The organism is Cellulomonas sp. P4_H4 (genome assembly GCF_056400865.1).
This window is the reverse complement of record NZ_JBFUKL010000003.1, coordinates 556,085-575,433: the sequence shown is the minus strand read 5'-3', so window position 1 is coordinate 575,433 and position 19,349 is coordinate 556,085. Positions and strand designations below refer to the sequence as shown.

Sequence of the window (19,349 nt, the reverse complement as noted above, 5' to 3'; positions counted from 1 at the left end):
AGGGAATATGGGACTTATTGCCCTACAGATCTCTGGAAGTGCCGGGCAGAGTGCGTCCAGAGTGAAGAAACGCGAGAAGTTCCCGCGTTGACACGACAGACAGGACGTTCCGTGGCTAGCTACGTGTCTCGGTTCCGCGACGGCGACAAGGACCAGAAGGACCTGCTCGGTGGCAAGGGTGCGAACCTCGCCGAGATGACCAAGCTGGACCTGCCGGTACCACCGGGCTTCACGATCACGACCGACGCGTGCCGCGCGTACATGCGAGACGGCCACGTACCCCCGGAGCTGCGGGTCGAGGTGACGCTCGCCGTCCGGGAGATCGAGGACGCGCTCGGCCGCCGGCTCGGCGACTTCCACGAGCCGCTCCTGGTGTCGGTCCGGTCGGGCGCCAAGTTCTCCATGCCGGGAATGATGGAGACCGTCCTGAACATCGGGCTCAACGACGCGTCCGTGAAGGGCCTCGCCGAGTTCTCGGGCGACGAGCGCTTCGCGTGGGACTCCTACCGCCGGCTCATCCAGATGTTCGGCAAGACCGTGCTCGGCGTGAACGGCGACGTGTTCGCCGACGCCCTCGAGGAACGCAAGCGTGCCGTCGGTGCGCGCACCGACGTCGAGCTGTCCGCGCAGGACCTTCGGATCGTCGTCCAGACGTTCAAGGAGATCGTCGTCGAGCGGTCCGGCCGCGAGTTCCCGCAGCACCCGCGCGAACAGCTCGACATGGCGATCGAGGCGGTGCTCGACTCCTGGAACACCGACCGCGCCCGGCTCTACCGGCGTCGTGAGCGGATCCCGAACGACCTCGGCACGGCCGTGAACGTGGTCAGCATGGTCTTCGGCAACCTCGGCGAGACGTCCGGCACGGGCGTCTGCTTCACGCGCGACCCGTCCACGGGTGCCACGGGTGTCTACGGCGACTACCTGCCGAACGCGCAGGGCGAGGACGTCGTCGCGGGCATCCGGAACACGCTCCCGCTCGCCGAGCTCGAGCTCCTCGACCCGACGTCGTACGAGGCGCTGCGCCAGGCGATGCGCCGCCTGGAGACGCACTACCGCGACCTGTGCGACATCGAGTTCACGATCGAGCGCGGCAAGCTCTGGCTGCTGCAGACGCGGGTAGGTAAGCGGACGGCACCGGCCGCGTTCCGGATCGCGACCGAGCTCGTCGACGAGAGCCTGATCACGATGGACGAGGCGATCACGCGGTGCACGGGGGACAAGCTCAGCCAGCTGCTGTTCCCGCAGTTCGACGCGTCGTCCGACCGTCGGCTGCTGACCCGCGCGATGCCGGCGTCTCCGGGTGCCGCGGTCGGCGAGATCGTCCTCGACAACGCGCAGGCCCAGGCACGGACCGACGACGGTGCGCACGTCATCCTCGTGCGCCGGGAGACCAACCCCGACGACCTGCAGGGCATGATCGTCGCCGACGGCATCCTGACGGCCCGGGGTGGGAAGACCTCGCACGCGGCGGTCGTCGCCCGGGGAATGGGCACGTGCGCGGTCGTCGGCGCCGAGGCGATGGACGTCGACGAGGCGCGCGGCGAGGTCCGCTTCGGCGACGTCGTGCTGCGAGCCGGGGACACGATCGCGATCGACGGCGCGACGGGCGAGGTCTTCCTCGGCGCCGTACCCGTCGTCGACTCGCCGGTCATGGTCTACGTCGCCGAGGGGCTCGACGCCGGGCTGGCCGCGGCGCGGGACGACGAGGCCCGGGCGCTGGTCCGGGCGGTCGACCGGATCCTGCGTCACGCCGACACCGTGCGCCGGATGGAGGTCCGGACCAACGCGGACACGGCCGAGGATGCGCTCCGCGCACGTGCGCGGGGTGCGCAGGGCGTCGGGCTGTGCCGGACCGAGCACCAGTTCCTGGGTGAGCGTCGGCAGTACATCGAGCGCCTGGTGCTGGCAGAGGCGGACAACGCGCCGGCGGCGCTCGCGGACCTGCTCCCGCTGCAGCGCCAGGACTTCGTCGAGCTCCTGGAGGCGATGGACGGGCTACCGACGACGATCCGGCTGATCGACCCTCCGCTGCACGAGTTCCTGCCGGACCTCACCGACCTGGCCGTGCGGGTGGCAACGGGTGCCGGCGACGAGCACGATGCCACGGTGCTGGTTGCGGTCCGACGGATGCACGAGGAGAACCCGATGCTCGGCCTGCGCGGGGTCCGTCTGGGGCTGACGCTCCCGGGTCTGTTCGCGCTGCAGGTCCGGGCGATCGCGGAGGCGACGGTCCAGCTGGTGCAGGCGGGCCGGCATCCCGAGCCGGAGATCATGGTGCCGCTCGTCGGATCAGTCCGGGAGCTGCAGCTCGTCCGCGAGGAGACGCTGCGCGTCCTCGCGGAGGTGTCCCAGGAGTCCGGGGTCCCGTTGGACATACCGATCGGCTGCATGATCGAGCTGCCGAGGGCGGCGCTGACTGCCCACCGCATCGCGGAGGAGGCCGACTTCTTCTCCTTCGGCACGAACGACCTGACGCAGACCACCTGGGGCTTCTCGCGCGACGACGTCGAGCGGGCGTTCTTCGCCGACTACCTGCAGAACGGCGTGCTGACGATCTCTCCGTTCGAGACTCTCGACGCCGACGGCGTCGGCGAGCTGGTCCGAGCGGGCGTCGAGGGCGGCCGGGCGACGAAGCCCGACCTGCCCCTCGGCGTCTGTGGCGAGCACGGCGGTGACCCGGAGTCGATCCACTTCTTCCACGACGTCGGGCTCGACTACGTGTCGTGCTCGCCGTTCCGTGTTCCGATCGCCCGACTCGAAGCGGGTCGGGCCGCAGTCGCCCATCCCGACCGACGACGCTGAGTCAGCGGTCGAACGCCCACGTCCGATCGGTCAGCATGCGGGCCACCGCGAGACCGATGGACAGGGCGACGACGACGAGCCCAGCCTGCACGGCGAACGCGAGCGCCTGCACGGTGTTGCCGTCGGACAGGTGGAAGACGGCCCGGTAGGCGGCCGCGCCCGGCACCATGATCACGACGGCGGGGACGGCGATCGTGATGCGAGGAACGTCGAGCCGCGGCGCGACGACGGAGGACAGGAGCCCGACGAGCAGCGCGGCGACGGCTGCGCTCGCCTGCACGACCACGCCGGCGTCGACCAGCTCGAGCCGCAGGACGTTGGCGACCATGCCGACCGTCGCTGCGCCCACGGCCATGGGCCACGGGCTGTTGAAGAGCAGCGCGAAGCCGAGCACACCCAGGAAGCTGGCGACGAACCGGAGCAGGAACAGCACGAAGGGCGCGAGGTCGATCGGGCTGAGCAGGTCGGGCGACAGGCCGATGAGCGCCGAGACCGCCCAGAGCGAGAGCGCGGCGGACGTCAGGATCATCAGGGCGTAGACCAGTCGCGCGACGCCCGCCGAGAAGTCGAGCTTGGCGAGGTCGAGCGCTCCCGTGACCAGCGCGAACCCGGGGATGAGGAACAGCACGGCGGAGACGTACCCGGCTTCGTGGTGGCCGGTGATCGCGTTGGTCGCGGTGAGCGCGGAGACGACGGCCAGGTAGGACACGCACGCGACGGCCGCGGCCAGCATGGTGACGCCGAACTGGTTGTAGCCGCGGTGCAGCATCGCGCGGCGCAGCCCCTGACCCAGGCTCGCGCCGATCAGCACGCCGACGATCTCGACGGGACCGCCGTTGTTGAGGAACGCGAACGCGGCGCACGCGATGCCGGACCACAGGGCGTTGAGGAGCGCGGGGTAGAGCGGCGGCGTCCGGGCGATGCCGTCGAGCTCGGCGTGCACGTCGTCGACCGGTACCTCGTCGCCCGTGCGCCGGTGCCGCGCCTCGACCGCACGGACCAGCCGCTCGATCAGGGCGAGCCGGTGGGCGTTGATGCCGATGGCGCGCACCTCGGCCACCTCGGTACGAAACGATCGGCCGCGGTGCGAGGTGGTCGTGATCTCCGTGAGCGTCACGTGCGCCTCGTGCCGCTCGATGCCGAGCGCGTGCGCGACCCGGGCCATCGACGCCTTGACGCGGTAGGAGCCGGTGCCCGCCGAGAGGCTCAGCTTTCCGACCCGCAGTGCGACACCGGAGCGCCTGACGAGCTCGAGCTCGTCGTCGGGAACCGTGGACATGGGCCCCATCATGTCGTGCCCCTGACGCGCCGATCTGCACGAACCTCGGCGCCGCGCGCGACGACGGCACCGGTGCCACGATTGTATGGACGTCGGACGACACGTGACGGAGTAGTCGCGCGCCTGCATCGGCGTGCCGGGGTATCAGCGGGTGGGTGGTCCAGCTCTTCAGGGCAGGGACGACTCCGTGACCAGAGGCCGAGCCGGCCCCGTCGCGACGACAGGAGGATCCGATGGCGGACCGCATCTGCACCGCCTGCGGCGCACCCAACCCGCCGACCGCGAAGTTCTGCACGATCTGCGACGCCTACATCGACTGGGGCGACGCGGCGGCTCCTGACCCGGCTCCTGACCCGGCGCCGGGTCCGACCCACGGGGCGGCGACGGAGGACTCGACCTCGCGCCGCGAGCCGCACGCCGAGATCCCGGTCGTGAGCGTCGGGGACGAGGACGTGGTCGTGACTCCCGGCACGCCCGGCACCACCACCCTGACGGTGACGAACCGGTCGGACATCGTCGACGGCGTCGTCGTCCATCCCGAGTCGCCGCCCTCGTGGCTCGTCGTCACCCAGGACGAGGTTCGCCTCATGCCGAGGGAGTCGGGGACGGTCGTCGTGACCTTCGCGGCTCGGACGGATGCCCTCGTCGTGGCCCAGGAGCAGTCGCTCGTCCTGCTCGTGCGCTCGTCCATCGACGTCGCGAAGCTCGCGCGGGTGACCGTCCACCTGACCGTGCCGCCGGTCGGTCCGCCCCCGACGATGACCCCTCGGCCGGCACTCGTCCATCTTGAGGACGAGACCGAGGGCGGGTTCACGGTGTCGCTCGACAACCGCGAGGCGAACTTCCCTCGGCGGTACCGGCTGTCGGTCCACGACCCGGAGGACGTCGTGCGCGCACGCTTCCTGCCGCCCGTCGTCGACGTGCCCGCAGGCGAGGCGGTCGACGCGACCGTCCAGTTCACGGCGCCGGCACCCGATGCCGGACGCGAGGTCGTCCGGCAGCTCACGATCTCCGCGGCGGGCGACGACGCTCCCGTCAGCGCGACCGTCACGCTGACCCAGCGCACCGCGGCGCCGCCGTCGCACGTCCCGGTCGTGGTCCGGCTCGAGCCCAGCCACCTGCGGACCTCGGACGGGCAGATCGTGTCGTTCGACGTGCTGATCGACAACCGGGCGGGACACACCGATGCCGCGGTCAGGCTCGTCGGTCGCGACCCGCAACGCCTGGTCGGGCTGTCGTTCAAGGCGAGCGAGCTCGTCGTGCTCGCGGGCACGGTCGCGACCGTGCCTGCCCGTGCGCAGACGTCACCGCCGCCGCCCGGCACGACGCAGTCGCGACCCTTCACGGTCGTCGCGGCGGACGGGACGTCGGAGGTCGAGGCGGGCGGCGTGCTCGACGTGTCCTCGCGGGCGGCGCCCATCACGACGGCGCGGCTGCGCGTCGAGCCCTCGACGCTCGCGACGCAGCGTCGGCACGGCGAGTACCTCGTGCACATCGACAACCGCGACGGCAAGGACGTGCTCCAGGTCCAGCTCGCCGGCGCCGACGAGTTCGGCCGCGCCCGTCTCGCCTTCACACCCCCGGCGGTGGCGGTGCCGCCCGGACACGTCGGGACCGCGCGTCTCGGCGTCGACAGCGAACCACCTCCGGCCGGCAAGACCTCGACGCGCAGGCTGCGGATCTCCGCGAGCGACGGCCGGCAGGCGGTCGAGATCGAGGCGGTCCTCACGCAGTCGACGCCGGACCGTCGACCGGTCGCCAAGCGCTGGCTCGTGCTGCTCGGCGCGATCCTGGCGATCGTCGGTGCCCTCGTGCCGTGGTTCGACTCGGGCATCGATCCGAACACCATCGCCGCGAACGCCACGGATGCGTTCGAGGGCAACCAGGACGCGTACGACGAGACCGCGTCGGCCGGGTCGACCGCACTCGTGATCCTGTTCTCGCTTCTGATGGTCCTCGGGCTGAACGGCTCTTCGGGCCGCGGCATCCGGTTCTTCGCCCTGCTCATCGCGATCGTCGCGGTCGGGGCGGTCGTCGCGGGTGCCCCCGCGGCCGGGCTGGTCGTGGTGCTCCTGGGTGCGGTCCTCGGGTTCATCGGGGGTGTGCTCGCGCGTTCGAGCGCAGCCCGCTAGCCCACACCTGGGCGCTCGGTCTACTTGCCGCCGCCCTTGCCCTTGCTCCCGGGCTTCTTGTCCTTGCCCTTCGGCGTCGACGGAGCCTCCTGCGTGACCACAGGCTGAGGGGAGGCAACGGCCGCCTGCGCCGCCTGGTCCGCGGCGGCCTGCGCGGCCGCGCGCTGCTGCTCGGCGGCGAGGGCGGTCTGCACCTCGACGAGCGCCGCCTCGATCTCGCGATACCGCGCCGGCGACACCTCGCCGAGGTCGACACCCGCATCGAGCTCCGCCCGCGTGGTCCCGAGCATCGCCTGTGCGTCGTCCCACCGCCCCTCGGCCGCCGCTCGTGTGACGGCCAGGACCGAGTGCTGAAGGGTCTGCGCGCGACCGCTGGCGAGCTCGGGGCTGCTGGCGCACCCCGCCACGGCGAGCGCCACGCCGAGAACGAGCGCCGTGCAGCCCACGCGCAGCCTCATGGCTCCACGCTCTCCTGGAGCCGGGTGAGCGAGTCACCGAGCGTCCCCTGGATCGTCGGGTAGGCCGGCGCGTCCGGCGCGACATCCGGCCCGGACAGGCGCGGGCCGACCAGGAGCGCACCGACGGTCAGCAACGTCACAGCACCCGCGGCGAGCAGCGCGCGGGACGAGCGGACGCGGCGCCACCGAGGTGGTCCGTCCGGCACGGGCGGCTCGGTTCTCGGCTCGAGGGGCGCGCCGGGGGGCAGGACCAGCGTCGGGTCGGCGGTGGAGACCGCGGCCAGCTGGGCAGCCACCTCGGTCGCGCTGGGACGGTCCTCGGGTGCCATCCGTGTCATCCGACGCAGCAGGTCGCCCAGCTCCGGCCCGAGCTCGGTCGGGATCTCGGGTGCCACGGTCAGTCGAGCGGCCGCGGCCTCGGCGGCGGTTCCGGAGAACGCGGGCTGCCCGGTCGCGCACTCGATCAGCACGAGGCCGAGTGCGTAGACGTCGCTCGCCGGACCCAGCGTGCTGCCGGTGGCCTGCTCCGGACTGAGGTAGCGCACGGTGCCGAGGGTGATCCCGGTCATCGTCAGCCGTGTCGCGTCCGCCAGCCGCGCGATGCCGAAGTCGGCGAGCTTGACCGCCGGTCCACCGGGTCGGTCGAGGTCCTCGAGCGCGTCCGGGCTGGTCAGCAGGACGTTCGCGGGCTTGATGTCGCGATGGATGATGTCGTGCGCGTGGACCTCGGCGAGCGCCTCGGCGACGTCGCGCCCGACGCGCGCCGTCTGCTCCCGGTCGAGCGGGCCCCGCCGAAGATGTTCTGCGAGCGTCGGACCGTCCACGAGCTCCATCACCAGGAAGACCTGCTGGCTGCCGTCGGGCTGCTCCACGGAGCCCGCGTCGTGCACCGTGACCAGGCCCGGGTGGCTCAGGGTGGCCAGCACCCGGATCTCCGCGCGGTTGCGCACGAGGTCCTCGGCCTCCTCGTGGACGGCGGGGAACACCTTGACCGCCACGTCTCGCCCGAGGACCGTGTCGTGCCCGCGGTGCACCGTGGCCATGCCGCCGTGGCCGAGCACGCCGTCCAGCCGGTAGCGGTCGTCGATCAGGGGGCGCTCCGGGGCGCGCTCGTCCGACGCCCTCGCGGGGCGTGGCCCGTCGACATGTCCCAGCACCCGATCGACGCTAGGCGGTCCGGATCGAGGCCGCATGCGGAGGCCGGGTGGAGTCCTCGGGGGGTACAACCAGTGCCTCCCACGCTGTCGCGTCCCTACCTACGGTGGACGCAGACCCGAAGCGACGTGATCCGGCTCAAGCACGGCGAGCGCTCGGGAGAGGAGAACGCACCATGGAACCCAACTCTCGGGCGCAGACGAACCACGACGTCCTGTTCCCCGGTCACGACTCGACGTTGGCCCGCACGGACCCGGAGCTGATCGAGCACTTCGACAGCTCCGCGTCGACGAGGCAGGCGTCATGACCGACTGGACCCGGACCGACCTCAGGGCGATCGACCGCGCCGGTGAGCTGCGCGTCGCAGCCCACCGACCGGACGGCACGCTCCGCGACCCGCGGATCGTGTGGCACGTAGTCGTGGACGGAGCGCTCTACATCCGGTCGGTCCGCGGGATCGACGGTGCCTGGTACCGCGGCGTCCAGCGCACCGGGACGGGGTCCATCGACTCCGGAGGCGTGCGGGCGGAGGTCGTCTTCACGCACGACGACACGCGGGACGACGCCATCGACGAGGCCTATCGGGCCAAGTACGGCACCGGCTCGGCTGTCGACCACATCACCAACGCGACGGCGCGCGGCACGACCCTTCGCGTGGATCCTGCGAGGGCCGAGACCAGCTGAACTGGGGGAGTCTCCGGGCCGCGTGCGCTAGACGCTCAGTGCCTGGACCAGCTCCGCTGCGACCGCAGCGCTCGACTGCGGGTTCTGCCCGCTGATCAGGTTCCCGTCCCGCACGACGTGGCTGGTCCACGCTGGACCCGACTCGACGAGCGCCCCGCGAGCGGAAAGCGTCTGGGCGACGAACCACGGCGAGCTCTCGCCGAGGCCGCCGGCCAGCTCTTCCTCGTCCGTGAAGACGGCGAGTCGTCGACCGGCGAACGTGAAGCCGCCGTCCGGGGCGGTCGCCGACAGCAGGGCCGCCGGGCCGTGGCAGAACGGTGCGATGAGGGTGCCGTCGGCGTTCGCCGCCGTCAGGAGTGAGCCGAGCGTGGCGTCGGTCGCGAGGTCGGCCATCGGTCCGTGGCCCCCGGGCAGGACCAGGGCGCCGTACTGGGACGCGACGACCTGGTCCAGGGGCAGCGGGTGCGCGAGCTCGTCGTCGATCGACGCGAGGTAGGCGGTCAGCTCGTCGACCTTGGACTGGTCGCCGACGACGTCGGCCCGCAGGGAACCGGGGTCGACGGTCGGGCGGACGCCGCCAGGCACGGCGATGGTGATGTCGTGACCTGCCGCGACGAGGTCGCGGTGGGCGACGACGAGCTCCTCCGCCCAGAAGCCCGTGGGGTGGGCGCTGCCGTCCTTGAGCGTGAGGGAGCTCGCGGCGGTGACGATGATGACGATGCGTGACATGGGGGTCCTTCCTTTCGACAAAGCGAGGCTCGCACGCGGCCGTGCGGAAGGGCGATCGGGAGACCGATCGGGGTCATCAGGAAATCAGCCGACGAGCCGGACCAGCTCGTCCGCGAGGACGCGGAGCCGTGGTCGGCGCGCGAGGTCGCCGGACCGCGTGGCTAGGTAGCCCGTGTTCAGCGGGGCTTCCGACGGCGTGTGCAGGGCCACCAGGGCACCGGAGGTGAGGTCGGCGGAGACCAGGTAGCTCGGCAGCACGGACATCCCCAGCCCGGCAAGCACGGCGACCCGGATGCCGCGCAGGTCGGGGATCACGGCCGTGACGTCCAGCTCGTCGGGTCGTCTCCCGAACACCGACCGCCAGTACCGCCGGACGATCGGCAGGTTCTCGGCGTAGGCGACCAGCGGGGTCGCGGACCAGCCGTCGTCCACGCTCGCGGCCCACTGCGGGGCGGCGACCAGCACGAACTCCTCGTCGTACAGGGGCGTCGCCGAGATGCCGACGACTCGTGGCCGCACGGCGCTGACCACGACGTCGAGCGCGCCGGTGCGCAGCGACTCGAGCAGGTCGTCCGCGAGGCCGAACACCAGCCGTACCGGCGCGTCGACGACTGCCCGGACCTCGGGGAGCGCCGGAACGACCGTGGTCGAGAGGAGCTCCGCGGGCCCGCCGAGGTGCAGGGCACGGCGCCCGTCCGGCTCGACGGCGGACAGCGCGGCGATGTCGTCCAGAGCGTCGATGTGACCCGCGACGTCGCGCGCGAGCTCGCCGGCCTTCGCCGTGGGTACGACCCCGGTGCGGCCGCGCACGAACAGAGCGAAGCCGAACGACGCCTCGAGGGCCTGGATGTGCGCGGACACGGTCGGCTGGGAGATGCCCAGCAGGTTCGCCGCCTCGGAGAGCGATCCGGTGCGATGGACGGTGACGAAGGTCCGCAGGTGGGTGAGGTCGGCCACGGTGGTCCCGCTCAGACGCGGGCCGGCTCCGCCGGGAGCAGGTGCAGCGCGCCGACGAGCTCCTCGAGCTCGGGCGTCTGCGCGGCGCGGGCCAGTGCGAGCTCGAGCGCGCGGTCGTGTGCGGGGCGTGCGGCGTTGAGGAGAGCCTCGCCCTGCGGTGTGAGCTCGGTGTAGATGCCGCGACGGTCGTCCTGGCAGAGCACGCGTGTGAGTAGACCGCGTTCCTCCAACCGGGAGACCAGCCGGGTCGTCGCGCTGCTGCTGAGCGCCGCGGCGCGGGCGAGCTGCTGCATGCGCATGTGCCAGCCGCTCTGCCGCGAGAGTGCGTCGAGCACCGTGTACTCCACGACAGACAGGTCGCTCTCTGCCTGCAGCGCCTTCTCCAGCACGGCCTCGATCTGCCCGTGCAGGGCCGCGAGCGTGCGCCATCCGTGCGCGCGAATCTCGACCGCGTCGTCGCCGATCCCCATGTCTTTCTCCTTCGTCGGACACAGTCTTGCGCGGATATCCCGCGTGTGCAACTATCGAAAGGACGCGTGTGCAACTATTGCACGCGCACAGACCAGGAGATTCGCATGCCTCTCGCTCTGCTCGCCCTCGCGCTCGGGGGGTTCGGGATCGGACTCACCGAGTTCGTCATCATGGGCCTGCTGCCGCAGGTCGCCTCGGACTTCGGCGTGACCGAGCAGGTCGCCGGCTACCTCATCTCGGGGTACGCGCTCAGCGTCGCGGTCGGTGCCGTGGCTCTCACGGCAGTGGTGAGCCGCTGGGACCGCAAGACGGTGCTCGCCTCGCTGATGGGCTTGTTCATCGTCGGCAACCTCGTCTCCGCGCTGGCTCCGAGCTACGGCGTGCTGCTCACGGGACGGGTCCTCGCGGCACTGTGCCACGGAGCGTTCTTCGGGATCGGCGCGGTCGTCGCGGCGGGCCTCGTCGAGCCGGCCAAGCGTGCCGGGGCGATCGCGCTCATGTTCGCGGGCCTCACGGCAGCCAACGTTCTCGGCGTCCCGTTCGGGACCTTCCTCGGCCAGCAGTACGGGTGGCGCTCGACCTTCTGGGCGATCACCGCGATCGGGATCGTCGCGCTCGTCGGAATCGCCGTGCTGGTCCCCTCGACCCGGCAGGGTTCTCGGGAGACCGCCTCGTTGCGCCAGGAGCTGGGTGCGTTCCGGAACCCGCAGGTGTGGTGGTCGATCGTCGTCACCATCCTGGGCTACGGCGGCATGTTCGGCGCCTTCACGTACATCGCCTACACGCTCACGAGCGTCAGCGGCTTCGCCGAGTCCAGCGTGCCGTGGCTCCTCGTGCTGTTCGGCGTCGGACTGTTCGTCGGGAACTACCTCGGAGGGAAGGCCGCCGACCGGGCGCTGACCACGTCGCTGCTGGTCACGCTCGCCGCGCTCACCGTGATCCTCGGCGTGTTCGCCCTGGTCGCGACCAGCCCCGCAGCGACCGTCGTCGCGCTGCTGCTCATGGGGGTCTTCGGGTTCGCCATGGTGCCCGGGCTGCAGATGCGGATCCTGCACCACGCCGACGGCGCCCCGACCCTGGCGTCGGGGGCGAACATCGCGGCGTTCAACGTCGGCAACGCCTTCGGCGCCTGGATCGGCGGCCTGACGATCGCCGCCGGGCTCGGGTACACGTCGCCGCTGTGGGCCGGCGCGGCGGTCACGGGCGCCGGTCTCGTCGCGCTGACGATCGCCACCTGGCGAGAGCGTGCCGTGGCGACGACCGTGCCCGGCCGCAACGCTCCCACCGCCCGTGACCGCGAGCCGGCCACTGTGTGAGCCCAGAACGCGTCCGCGCTGGTCGCTGCCCTGAAGTCGTAGGAACATCGACTCCGCCGGGCGTCGATCGGTGCCCACCGCTGAGAGGACGACGATGCGAGCGACGTTCCTGTACGGCGCGGGCGACATCCGTGTCGAGGACGTGCCCGATCCGACCATCCAGGCTCCGCAGGACGCGGTGGTGCGCGCGTGCGTCTGCGGGTCAGACCTGCATCGATGGCACGACTTCCCCGTCACGGCCGTCGGTCGACCGATGGGGCACGAGCTGCTCGGCGTCGTCGAGCTGGTCGGCTCGGACGTAGCGACGGTTCGGCCGGGGGACTTCGTCATCTGCCCGTTCACCATCCAGGACAACACGTGCGCGTACTGCCGCGAGGGATTCCAGACCTCGTGCGTGCAGGGGCACTTCTTCGGCACGGGCGACGTGGGCGGCGCGCAGGCCGAGCTCGTGAGGATCCCGCTGGCCGACGGCACGCTGGTCAAGGCCGGGGTCGCCCTCGAGGACACCGACGAGGCGTTGCTCAACTCGCTCCTGACCCTGTCGGACGTGTTCCTGACGGGGCACCATGCGGCGCACCTCGGTCGCGTCGGGCCCGGTACGACCGTCACGGTGATCGGCGACGGAGCCGTGGGCCTCTCCGCGGTCCTCGCGTCCCGGCTGCTCGGGGCGGAACGGGTCATCCTCATGGGGCGCCACGCCGACCGGACCGCACTCGGTGTCGAGTTCGGAGCGACGGACGTCGTCGCCGAGCGTGGCGACGCCGGCGTGGCGCGGGTGCGTGAGCTCACCGAGGGTGAGGGGTCGCACGTCGTGATCGAGGCCGTCGGGCACATGCCCGCTTACGAGCAGGCCTACGGCATCGTCCGGGTCGGCGGGGTCATCTCCCGGGTCGGTGTCCCGCAGTACGAGCAGGCGCCGGTCGGCTGGGCATCGCTCTTCGGCAAGAACGTGACACTGACCGGTGGACCCGCCCCGGCGCGCGCCTACATCGAGGACGTGCTGCCGAGCGTGCTGTCCGGGGCGATCAACCCGGGCCGGGTCTTCGACCGCACCGTCTCGTTGGACGACGTCGCCGACGGGTACCGCGCGATGGACTCCCGCGAGTCCCTCAAGGTCCTGGTGCTGCCCTAGCCGCTCCGTCGTGCCGTTCATCTCCTTGGACTATCGTCCAGCCGAATGCCTACCCGGAGGCGCAGGGCGTCTCCACGGACGAGTGAGAGGCCGGAGCCGTGAGCAAGTCGCCGTTGGACGTCGAGTGTCCCCGCTGCGCCGCGAAGCCGGGCAAGGAGTGCCGGACCGCCGACCGTGTGAAGCGGTCTCCACATGACCGTCGGGTCAAGGCCGCCAAGGGGGCCTGAACCCCGCCCGGGTCTACCGCCGAGAACGGGCAACACCTACCGCACGTACGACGAGCGGACGTCGCCCGCGTCGAGCAGGTCGTCGGCCTCGTCCGTGCCGGCGTGCCGACCCGGCTGGCCAGGGTGCTGCTCGACCTCGAGGACACCCGCGCCGAGGAGCCCGCCGCGTCGTGCACCCGGCAGGTCGCCGAGATGCTGGCCGAGGAGCTCTCGGGGCTCGACGAGCGGATCGCGTGCGTGACGAAGAGCCGCCGCACCCTGTGCGACTACCTCCAGCGGACCGAGCACGCGACCGCGGTGCTGGAGGGCGCCCTCGCTCCGGGACGTCTCGAGGCGGCCGCCTCGCCCTGATCGCTCACGAACGCAGGCGTTCTCGGCTCGCTGGTTCGGACGACCGCGACGACGATGGGACGGTCCGCATCGAGCAAGGAGAGGTCAGCATGAGCGTCTACCGAGTGATCGACGTCATCGGGACCAGCGCCTCGTCGTGGGAGGAGGCCGCCGCGGAGGCCATCACCACGGCGTCGGGCTCCCTTCACGACCTCCGGGTCGCGGAGGTGACGAAGCAGGACGTCGTCGTGGGCGAGGACGGAGCGCTGGTCTACCGGACGCGGATCCAGCTGTCGTTCAAGTACAAGCCCGAGTAGCCGGGCCAGGTCTGCGGACCCGCGGATGAAGCACGGCACGGCGTGCGGTGCCCGTCCGCGGGTAGGTGACTGTGTCAGGATCTCCCGGACGTGACGCGTAGGTGTGACCGAGGGGGAACTGATGGCAGGCGGTCTGGCCGCGCTCCTGGACGACATCGCCGCGCTCGCGAAGCTCGCGGCGGCGTCGGTCGACGACGTGACCGCCGCAGCCGGCCGTGCGAGCGCCAAGGCCGCGGGCGTCGTGATCGACGACACGGCCGTCACGCCCCGCTACGTCACGGGGTTCACGCCGGACCGTGAGCTCCCGATCATCCGGCGCATCGCCGTCGGGTCGCTGCGCAACAAGCTGCTGTTCATCCTCCCGGCCGCCCTGCTGCTCAGCCAGTTCCTGCCGTGGCTGCTCACGCCGATCCTCATGGTCGGCGGCGCGTACCTCTCGTACGAGGGCGCGGAGAAGATCTGGGAGCTGGTCAGCGGTCACGCGAAGGAGCACACCACCGCCCCCGTCGCGACGCAGGGCGCGGACACCGAGAAGTCGATGGTCAGCGGCGCGATCCGCACCGACTTCATCCTGTCGGCCGAGATCATGGTCATCGCCCTCAACGAGGTCGCCGACGAGCCGTTCGTGTCCCGCGCGATCATCCTGGCCGTCGTCGCGCTGGCCATCACGGCGCTCGTCTACGGCGTCGTCGCGCTCATCGTGAAGATGGACGACATCGGCCTCCACCTCGCAGGTCGCAGCAACCGCGCAGTCGCCGCCACCGGGCGCGGGCTCGTGCTCGCCATGCCGAAGATCCTGTCGGTCCTGTCGACCGTCGGCATCGTCGCGATGCTGTGGGTCGGCGGGCACATCCTGCTCGCGGGCGTCGACGAGCTCGGTTGGCACGGCCCGTTCGAGCTCCTCCATCACCTCGAGGAAGCCGTGGACGGCATTCCCGCCGTCGGTGGTCTGCTCGCCTGGCTCGTCGACACCCTGGGCTCGGCACTCGTGGGCCTCGTCGTGGGTGCCGTGATCGTCGCGGTCATGCACGTGATCCCACGGCGCCGGAAGGCTGCGCCGGCCCACTGACGGCACCGTGCCGGTTCACCGACGGACGTAGCGCGCTGCCAGGGCCTCTGAGCTGCGCGCGAGCACGGTGACGTCCGCCCCGACGAGGATGAACGACGCCCCTGCGGCCAGATAGCTGTCCGCCACGGCCGGGTCGAACGCGTTGACACCGACCGGGACGCCGGCTCCGCCCCGGCCGGCGGCGTCGAAGACCCGGAGGACCGCGGCGGTGACGTCCGGATGGGTCTGCTGACCGAGCAGGCCCATCGACGCTGCGAGGTCGGACGGTCCGACCAGGACCCCGTCGACGCCGTCCACGGCGGCGATGTCCGCAGCCGCGTCGACGCCGGCGACCGTCTCGACCTGGACATAGAGCGCGACGTGCGCCGAGGCCTCCAGAAGGTAGTCATCCACCCGGTTCCATCGCGCGGAGCGAGCGAGCGCAGAGCCGACGCCTCGGCGGCCGTGCGGGGGATAGCGGACCGCCTCGACGGCCGCACGGGCCTGCTCGGCCGAGGAGATCATCGGCACCAGGAGGTTCTGGGCCCCGAGGTCCAGCACTCGCGCGATCGTCACGGGGTCGGCGGCCGGCACGCGCACCATCGGCGTGATCGGGTAGGCCGCGACCGCCTGCAGCTGCGCGAGGACGGACTCGATCCCGTTGGGCCCGTGCTCCATGTCGATGAGCAGCCAGTCCAGCCCGCTCCCGGCACAGATCTCAGCGACGAGCGGGCTGCCCGTGCTCACCCACATTCCCGCCAAGGGCCGGTCCGCGCCGGCGAGGACGTCTCGGAAGGTCGGGCTCAGGCGAATCGGCACGAGATCGTCCCCATCGGTCCGTAGTCGCACAGGACGCTGTCGCCCCGCGAGATCCACACCGGTCGCGTGAACGAGCCGGCCAGGATCGTCTCTCCGGCGTCGAGGAACGCCCCGTGCTGGTGGAGCTTGTTGGCCAGCCACGCCACCCCGGTGCCGGGATGGCCGAGGATGCCCGCCGCCACCCCGGTCTCCTCGATCGTCTCGTTCCGGTAGAGGAGCGCCGAGATCCAGCGCAGGTCCATCGCGTCGGGACGGACGGGCCGACCGCCCAGCACGAGACCCCCGTAGGCGGCGTTGTCGGCGATCGTGTCGGCGATCGTGCGGCCCTCGAGCTCGATGTGGGAGTTGAGGATCTCCAGCGCGGGGGTGACGTACTCGGTCGCGCGCAGCACGTCGAAGAGCGAGCAGTGCGGGCCCTTGAGGGGTGCCGACAGCACGAACGCCAGCTCGACCTCGACCCGGACGTTCGAGAAGTCGTCGAACGGGATGACCGAGCCGCTCTGCCAGACCGTGTCGTCGAAGATCACGCCGTAGTCGGGCTCGTCGATTCCGGTGGCGGCCTGCATCGCGCGGGACGTCAGGCCGATCTTGCGTCCGACGAGCCGCGCGCCCGCGGCGAGGCGCTGGTCGCGCCAGACGCCCTGGATCGCGTACGAGTCCTCGATCGTCAGGCCCTCGTACCGTGCCGTGATCCGCGGGATCATGGCACGGTTCCGCGCGGCGCCGGCCAGCTCCGCGGCGATCGCGGCGATCGTGTCCGAGGTCAGCACGGTGCCTCCTTCCTCCGTCGGGGCGTCAGACCTGGTGGCCGAGCTTGTACTCGCCGAGCTTCCAGTCGGGCAGGCCCTCCTCGTCGTCGCTGCGGGTGTAGGAGAAGCCGTCCGCTCCGATCGTCACCGCCATCTCGCTGGCCTCCGTGCGAGCGATCACCGGCTGCGGGTTGCCGTCGAGGTCCAGGACGAGCGAGGCGTCCGTGTACCAGCTCGGCACGACGGGGTTGCCCCACCAGTCACGGCGCTGGTTGTCGTGCACGTCCCAGGTCACGACGGGGTTGTCGGGGTCGCCGGTGTAGTAGTCCTGCGTGTAGAGCTCGATCCGGTGCCCGTCGGGGTCGCGCAGGTACAGGTAGAAGGCGTTGGAGACGCCGTGCCGGCCCGGTCCGCGCTCGATGCAGTCGGAGAGGCGCAGTGCCCCGAGCTTGTCGCAGATGGCGATGATGTTGTGCTTCTCGTGCGTGGCGAACGCGACGTGGTGCATGCGCGGCCCGGCGCCCCCGGTCATCGCGGTGTCGTGGACGGTCGGCTTGCGACGCATCCAGGCCGCGTACACCGTGCCCTCGTCGTCCTGGATGTCCTCGGTCACGCGGAACCCCAGGTCCTCCATGTAGCCCACCGCGCGGGGCACGTCCGGGGTCACCTGGTTGAAGTGGTCCAGCCGCACGAGGGCGCCCGGGGTGAACAGCTCGTACCGCCAGGCCAGGCGCTCGACGTGCTCGACGTCGTGGAAGAACTCGTAGGGGAAGCCGAGCGGGTCCTCGACCCGGACCGTCTCCCCGATGCCCTTGACCCAGCCCTGCGCCCGGCGCTCGGTGCGGCAGCCGAGCTCCCGGTAGAACGCCTCGGCCTTGTCCAGGTCCTCCGGCGCCCGCACGCGGTAGGAGAACGCGGCGACCGCCGCGACAGGTCCCTGCCGGAGCACCAGGTTGTGGTGGATGAACTCCTCGAACGAGCGCAGGTAGACCGTCTCCTCGTCCTCCTCGGTGACGACCAGGCCGAGGACGTCCGCGTAGAACGCGCGCGACCGCTGCAGGTCGGTCACGACAAGCTCCATCGAGGCGCAGCGCAGCACGTCCGGCGGCGGCACCGAGGGGGTCGGGACCGGGTCAGAGGTCGGTGGTGGGGTCATCGTGTCAGCGTCCTTGCCTCGAGTCCGATGGTGGTCAGCTGGTAGGAGCCGCGCCGAAGGTGGGGTTGGGCACCGGGCCGAGCGTGATGTGCACGGCCTGCTGGTCGGTGTAGAAGTCGATCGAGCGGTATCCGCCCTCGTGCCCGAGACCCGACGCCTTGACGCCTCCGAACGGCGTGCGCAGGTCGCGGACGTTGTTGGAGTTGAGCCACACCATCCCTGCCTCGATGCCGTCGGCGAACGTGTGGGCGCGCGCGAGGTCGTTGGTCCAGACGTAGGCGGCGAGCCCGTACTGGACCGCGTTGGCCAGCTCGAGGGCTTCCGCGTCGGTGTCGAACGGCGTGATGGCGACGACGGGGCCGAAGATCTCCTCCTGGAAGATCCGCGCCGTCGGCGGGACGTCCGCGAAGACGGTCGGGGCGACGAAGTTGCCGGTGGCGAACTCCGGCGGGCGGTCACCGCCCGCGACCAGTCGGGCTTCGGACCGACCGATCTCGACGTACGACATGACCTTCGCGAAGTGCTCCGGGTGCACGAGCGCACCGACCTCGGTCCGAGGGTCGTGCGGCAGGCCGACGACCACACGGGAGGCCTGGGCCGCGAAGCGCTCGACGAACTCGTCGTAGACGGAGCGGTGGACGAGGATGCGAGACCCCGCGGTGCACCGCTCACCGTTGAGGGAGAAGACGCCGAAGATCGTGGCGTCGATGGCCGCGTCGAGGTCCGCGTCGGCGAAGACGACCGCCGGGCTCTTGCCCCCGAGCTCCATGGAGAGGCCCTTGAGGTGGGGCGCGGCGTTGGCGAAGATCACCTGACCGGTGCGGCTCTCTCCGGTGAACGAGATGAGCGGCACGTCGGGGTGCTTCACGAGCGCGTCGCCGGCCGTCTCGCCCAGGCCGTGCACCAGGTTGAAGACGCCGGTCGGCAGGCCGGCCTCCTCGAAGATCCCCGCCCAGAGCGACGCCGAGAGCGGCGTGAACTCCGCCGGCTTCAGCACGACCGTGTTGCCCGTGGCGAGCGCCGGGGCGAGCTTCCAGGACTCGAGCATGAACGGCGTGTTCCACGGCGTGATCAGCCCGGCGACGCCGATCGGCTTGCGGTTCACGTAGTTGAGCTGGCGTCCCGGCACCTTGTAGGCGTCGTCGGCCTGGGCCACGACGAGGTCGGCGAAGAACCGAAAGTTCTCGGCAGCCCGGCGCGCCTGGCCCAGCGCCTGCGTGATGGGCAGCCCGGAGTCGAACGACTCGAGCTCGGCCAGGCGCGCGTCGCGGGACTCCACGATGTCGGCGACGCGATGCAGGACGCGGGACCGCTCGCGGGGGAGCATCCGGGGCCAGGGGCCCTCGGTGAAGGCCAGCCGGGCCGCGGTGACCGCAGCGTCGACGTCCGCCTGGTTGCCGGCCGCGGCCCGGAGGTAGACCTGGTTGGACACGGGGTCGAGCACGTCGAACGTGCCACCGTCGACGGAGTCGACATCGCGGCCGCCGATGTAGTGGCGCACGCGGTCCGGAAGGTCGCGGGGGACGTGCGTCACCTGCCTCGCGGTGCTGGTGTCCGTCATGGCTGCTCCTCGTCCGAGTGGTTCGTC

20 protein-coding genes are annotated in these 19,349 nt (G+C 71.4%); 10 read left to right on the top strand and 10 right to left on the bottom strand.

Features of this window, described 5'->3' with window-relative positions; all coding sequences use genetic code 11:
* Positions 1 to 111: 111 nt before the first annotated feature.
* Positions 112 to 2,802: a pyruvate, phosphate dikinase gene (gene ppdK, locus AC1DPN_RS12800; RefSeq protein WP_477085116.1), complete on the top strand. Its 2,691-nt coding sequence runs from the start codon at positions 112 to 114 to the stop codon at positions 2,800 to 2,802.
* A 1-nt stretch (position 2,803) separates the two neighbouring features.
* On the opposite strand, the gene AC1DPN_RS12795 is transcribed toward ppdK, so the two are convergent.
* Positions 2,804 to 4,081 carry a threonine/serine exporter family protein gene (locus AC1DPN_RS12795; protein WP_477085115.1) on the bottom strand — a complete coding sequence of 426 codons (1,278 nt, stop codon included), beginning with the start codon at positions 4,079 to 4,081 and terminating at the stop codon, positions 2,804 to 2,806.
* Positions 4,082 to 4,314: 233 nt separating this feature from the next.
* Here AC1DPN_RS12795 and AC1DPN_RS12790 point away from each other — a divergent pair, with 233 nt between their 5' ends.
* On the top strand, positions 4,315 to 6,213 hold the full coding sequence (locus AC1DPN_RS12790; protein WP_477085114.1) for a zinc ribbon domain-containing protein: 1,899 nt from the start codon (positions 4,315 to 4,317) through the stop codon (positions 6,211 to 6,213).
* Between the two features lie 20 nt (positions 6,214 to 6,233).
* Here the strand turns inward: AC1DPN_RS12790 and AC1DPN_RS12785 are convergent, their stop codons facing one another.
* A complete protein-coding gene (locus AC1DPN_RS12785; protein ID WP_477085113.1) occupies positions 6,234 to 6,671 on the bottom strand; it encodes a hypothetical protein in 438 nt (145 codons plus the stop codon).
* Positions 6,668 to 7,828: a serine/threonine-protein kinase gene (locus AC1DPN_RS12780; protein ID WP_477085112.1), complete on the bottom strand. Its 1,161-nt coding sequence runs from the start codon at positions 7,826 to 7,828 to the stop codon at positions 6,668 to 6,670. The genes AC1DPN_RS12785 and AC1DPN_RS12780 overlap by 4 nt, the downstream gene beginning before the upstream one ends.
* Positions 7,829 to 8,001: 173 nt before the next feature.
* Between AC1DPN_RS12780 and AC1DPN_RS12775 the strand changes: the two genes are divergently transcribed.
* A complete protein-coding gene (locus AC1DPN_RS12775) occupies positions 8,002 to 8,133 on the top strand; it encodes a hypothetical protein (RefSeq protein ID WP_477085111.1) in 132 nt (43 codons plus the stop codon).
* Positions 8,130 to 8,510, top strand: coding sequence for a DUF2255 family protein (locus AC1DPN_RS12770; protein ID WP_477085110.1), 381 nt, complete (start codon positions 8,130 to 8,132; stop codon positions 8,508 to 8,510). Before AC1DPN_RS12775 ends, AC1DPN_RS12770 begins: the two co-directional genes overlap by 4 nt.
* Before the next feature lie 27 nt (positions 8,511 to 8,537).
* Here the strand turns inward: AC1DPN_RS12770 and AC1DPN_RS12765 are convergent, their stop codons facing one another.
* From AC1DPN_RS12765 to AC1DPN_RS12755, 3 genes are all read right to left on the bottom strand, one after another.
* Positions 8,538 to 9,239 carry a type 1 glutamine amidotransferase domain-containing protein gene (locus tag AC1DPN_RS12765; RefSeq protein WP_477085109.1) on the bottom strand — a complete coding sequence of 234 codons (702 nt, stop codon included), beginning with the start codon at positions 9,237 to 9,239 and terminating at the stop codon, positions 8,538 to 8,540.
* A gap of 84 nt (positions 9,240 to 9,323) precedes the next feature.
* Complete coding sequence (locus AC1DPN_RS12760; protein WP_477085108.1) at positions 9,324 to 10,196, bottom strand: LysR family transcriptional regulator; 873 nt, start codon at positions 10,194 to 10,196, stop codon at positions 9,324 to 9,326.
* An 11-nt stretch (positions 10,197 to 10,207) separates the two neighbouring features.
* Entirely contained in the window at positions 10,208 to 10,666 is a 459-nt protein-coding gene (locus AC1DPN_RS12755; RefSeq protein WP_477085107.1) for a MarR family winged helix-turn-helix transcriptional regulator, read from the bottom strand.
* A gap of 105 nt (positions 10,667 to 10,771) precedes the next feature.
* Here AC1DPN_RS12755 and AC1DPN_RS12750 point away from each other — a divergent pair, with 105 nt between their 5' ends.
* From AC1DPN_RS12750 to AC1DPN_RS12725, 6 genes are all read left to right on the top strand, one after another.
* Positions 10,772 to 11,983 (top strand): MFS transporter, encoded by a 1,212-nt coding sequence (locus AC1DPN_RS12750; RefSeq protein ID WP_477085106.1) that lies wholly within the window; start codon positions 10,772 to 10,774, stop codon positions 11,981 to 11,983.
* 94 nt (positions 11,984 to 12,077) lie between these two features.
* Positions 12,078 to 13,115, top strand: coding sequence for a zinc-binding dehydrogenase (locus AC1DPN_RS12745; RefSeq protein ID WP_477085105.1), 1,038 nt, complete (start codon positions 12,078 to 12,080; stop codon positions 13,113 to 13,115).
* 98 nt (positions 13,116 to 13,213) lie between these two features.
* On the top strand, positions 13,214 to 13,342 hold the full coding sequence (locus AC1DPN_RS12740; RefSeq protein ID WP_477085104.1) for a zinc finger domain-containing protein: 129 nt from the start codon (positions 13,214 to 13,216) through the stop codon (positions 13,340 to 13,342).
* Positions 13,343 to 13,444: 102 nt separating this feature from the next.
* Entirely contained in the window at positions 13,445 to 13,693 is a 249-nt protein-coding gene (locus AC1DPN_RS12735; RefSeq protein WP_477085103.1) for a hypothetical protein, read from the top strand.
* An 89-nt stretch (positions 13,694 to 13,782) separates the two neighbouring features.
* A complete protein-coding gene (locus AC1DPN_RS12730) occupies positions 13,783 to 13,989 on the top strand; it encodes a dodecin domain-containing protein (protein ID WP_477085102.1) in 207 nt (68 codons plus the stop codon).
* Between the two features lie 121 nt (positions 13,990 to 14,110).
* A complete protein-coding gene (locus tag AC1DPN_RS12725) occupies positions 14,111 to 15,058 on the top strand; it encodes a DUF808 domain-containing protein (RefSeq protein ID WP_477085101.1) in 948 nt (315 codons plus the stop codon).
* 15 nt (positions 15,059 to 15,073) lie between these two features.
* On the opposite strand, the gene AC1DPN_RS12720 is transcribed toward AC1DPN_RS12725, so the two are convergent.
* From AC1DPN_RS12720 to hpaE, 4 genes are read right to left on the bottom strand one after another with little or no spacing between them, the layout of a single operon-like run.
* Positions 15,074 to 15,856 carry an HpcH/HpaI aldolase family protein gene (locus AC1DPN_RS12720; RefSeq protein ID WP_477085100.1) on the bottom strand — a complete coding sequence of 261 codons (783 nt, stop codon included), beginning with the start codon at positions 15,854 to 15,856 and terminating at the stop codon, positions 15,074 to 15,076.
* On the bottom strand, positions 15,841 to 16,626 hold the full coding sequence (gene hpaH / locus AC1DPN_RS12715) for a 2-oxo-hept-4-ene-1,7-dioate hydratase (protein ID WP_477085099.1): 786 nt from the start codon (positions 16,624 to 16,626) through the stop codon (positions 15,841 to 15,843). Before hpaH ends, AC1DPN_RS12720 begins: the two co-directional genes overlap by 16 nt.
* Before the next feature lie 25 nt (positions 16,627 to 16,651).
* The gene (gene hpaD, locus AC1DPN_RS12710; protein ID WP_477085098.1) at positions 16,652 to 17,761 is read right to left on the bottom strand and encodes a 3,4-dihydroxyphenylacetate 2,3-dioxygenase; all 1,110 of its coding nucleotides are present in this window, start codon (positions 17,759 to 17,761) and stop codon (positions 16,652 to 16,654) included.
* A 34-nt stretch (positions 17,762 to 17,795) separates the two neighbouring features.
* Positions 17,796 to 19,322 (bottom strand): 5-carboxymethyl-2-hydroxymuconate semialdehyde dehydrogenase, encoded by a 1,527-nt coding sequence (gene hpaE / locus AC1DPN_RS12705; protein WP_477085097.1) that lies wholly within the window; start codon positions 19,320 to 19,322, stop codon positions 17,796 to 17,798.
* Between the last annotated feature and the right edge of the window lie 27 nt (positions 19,323 to 19,349).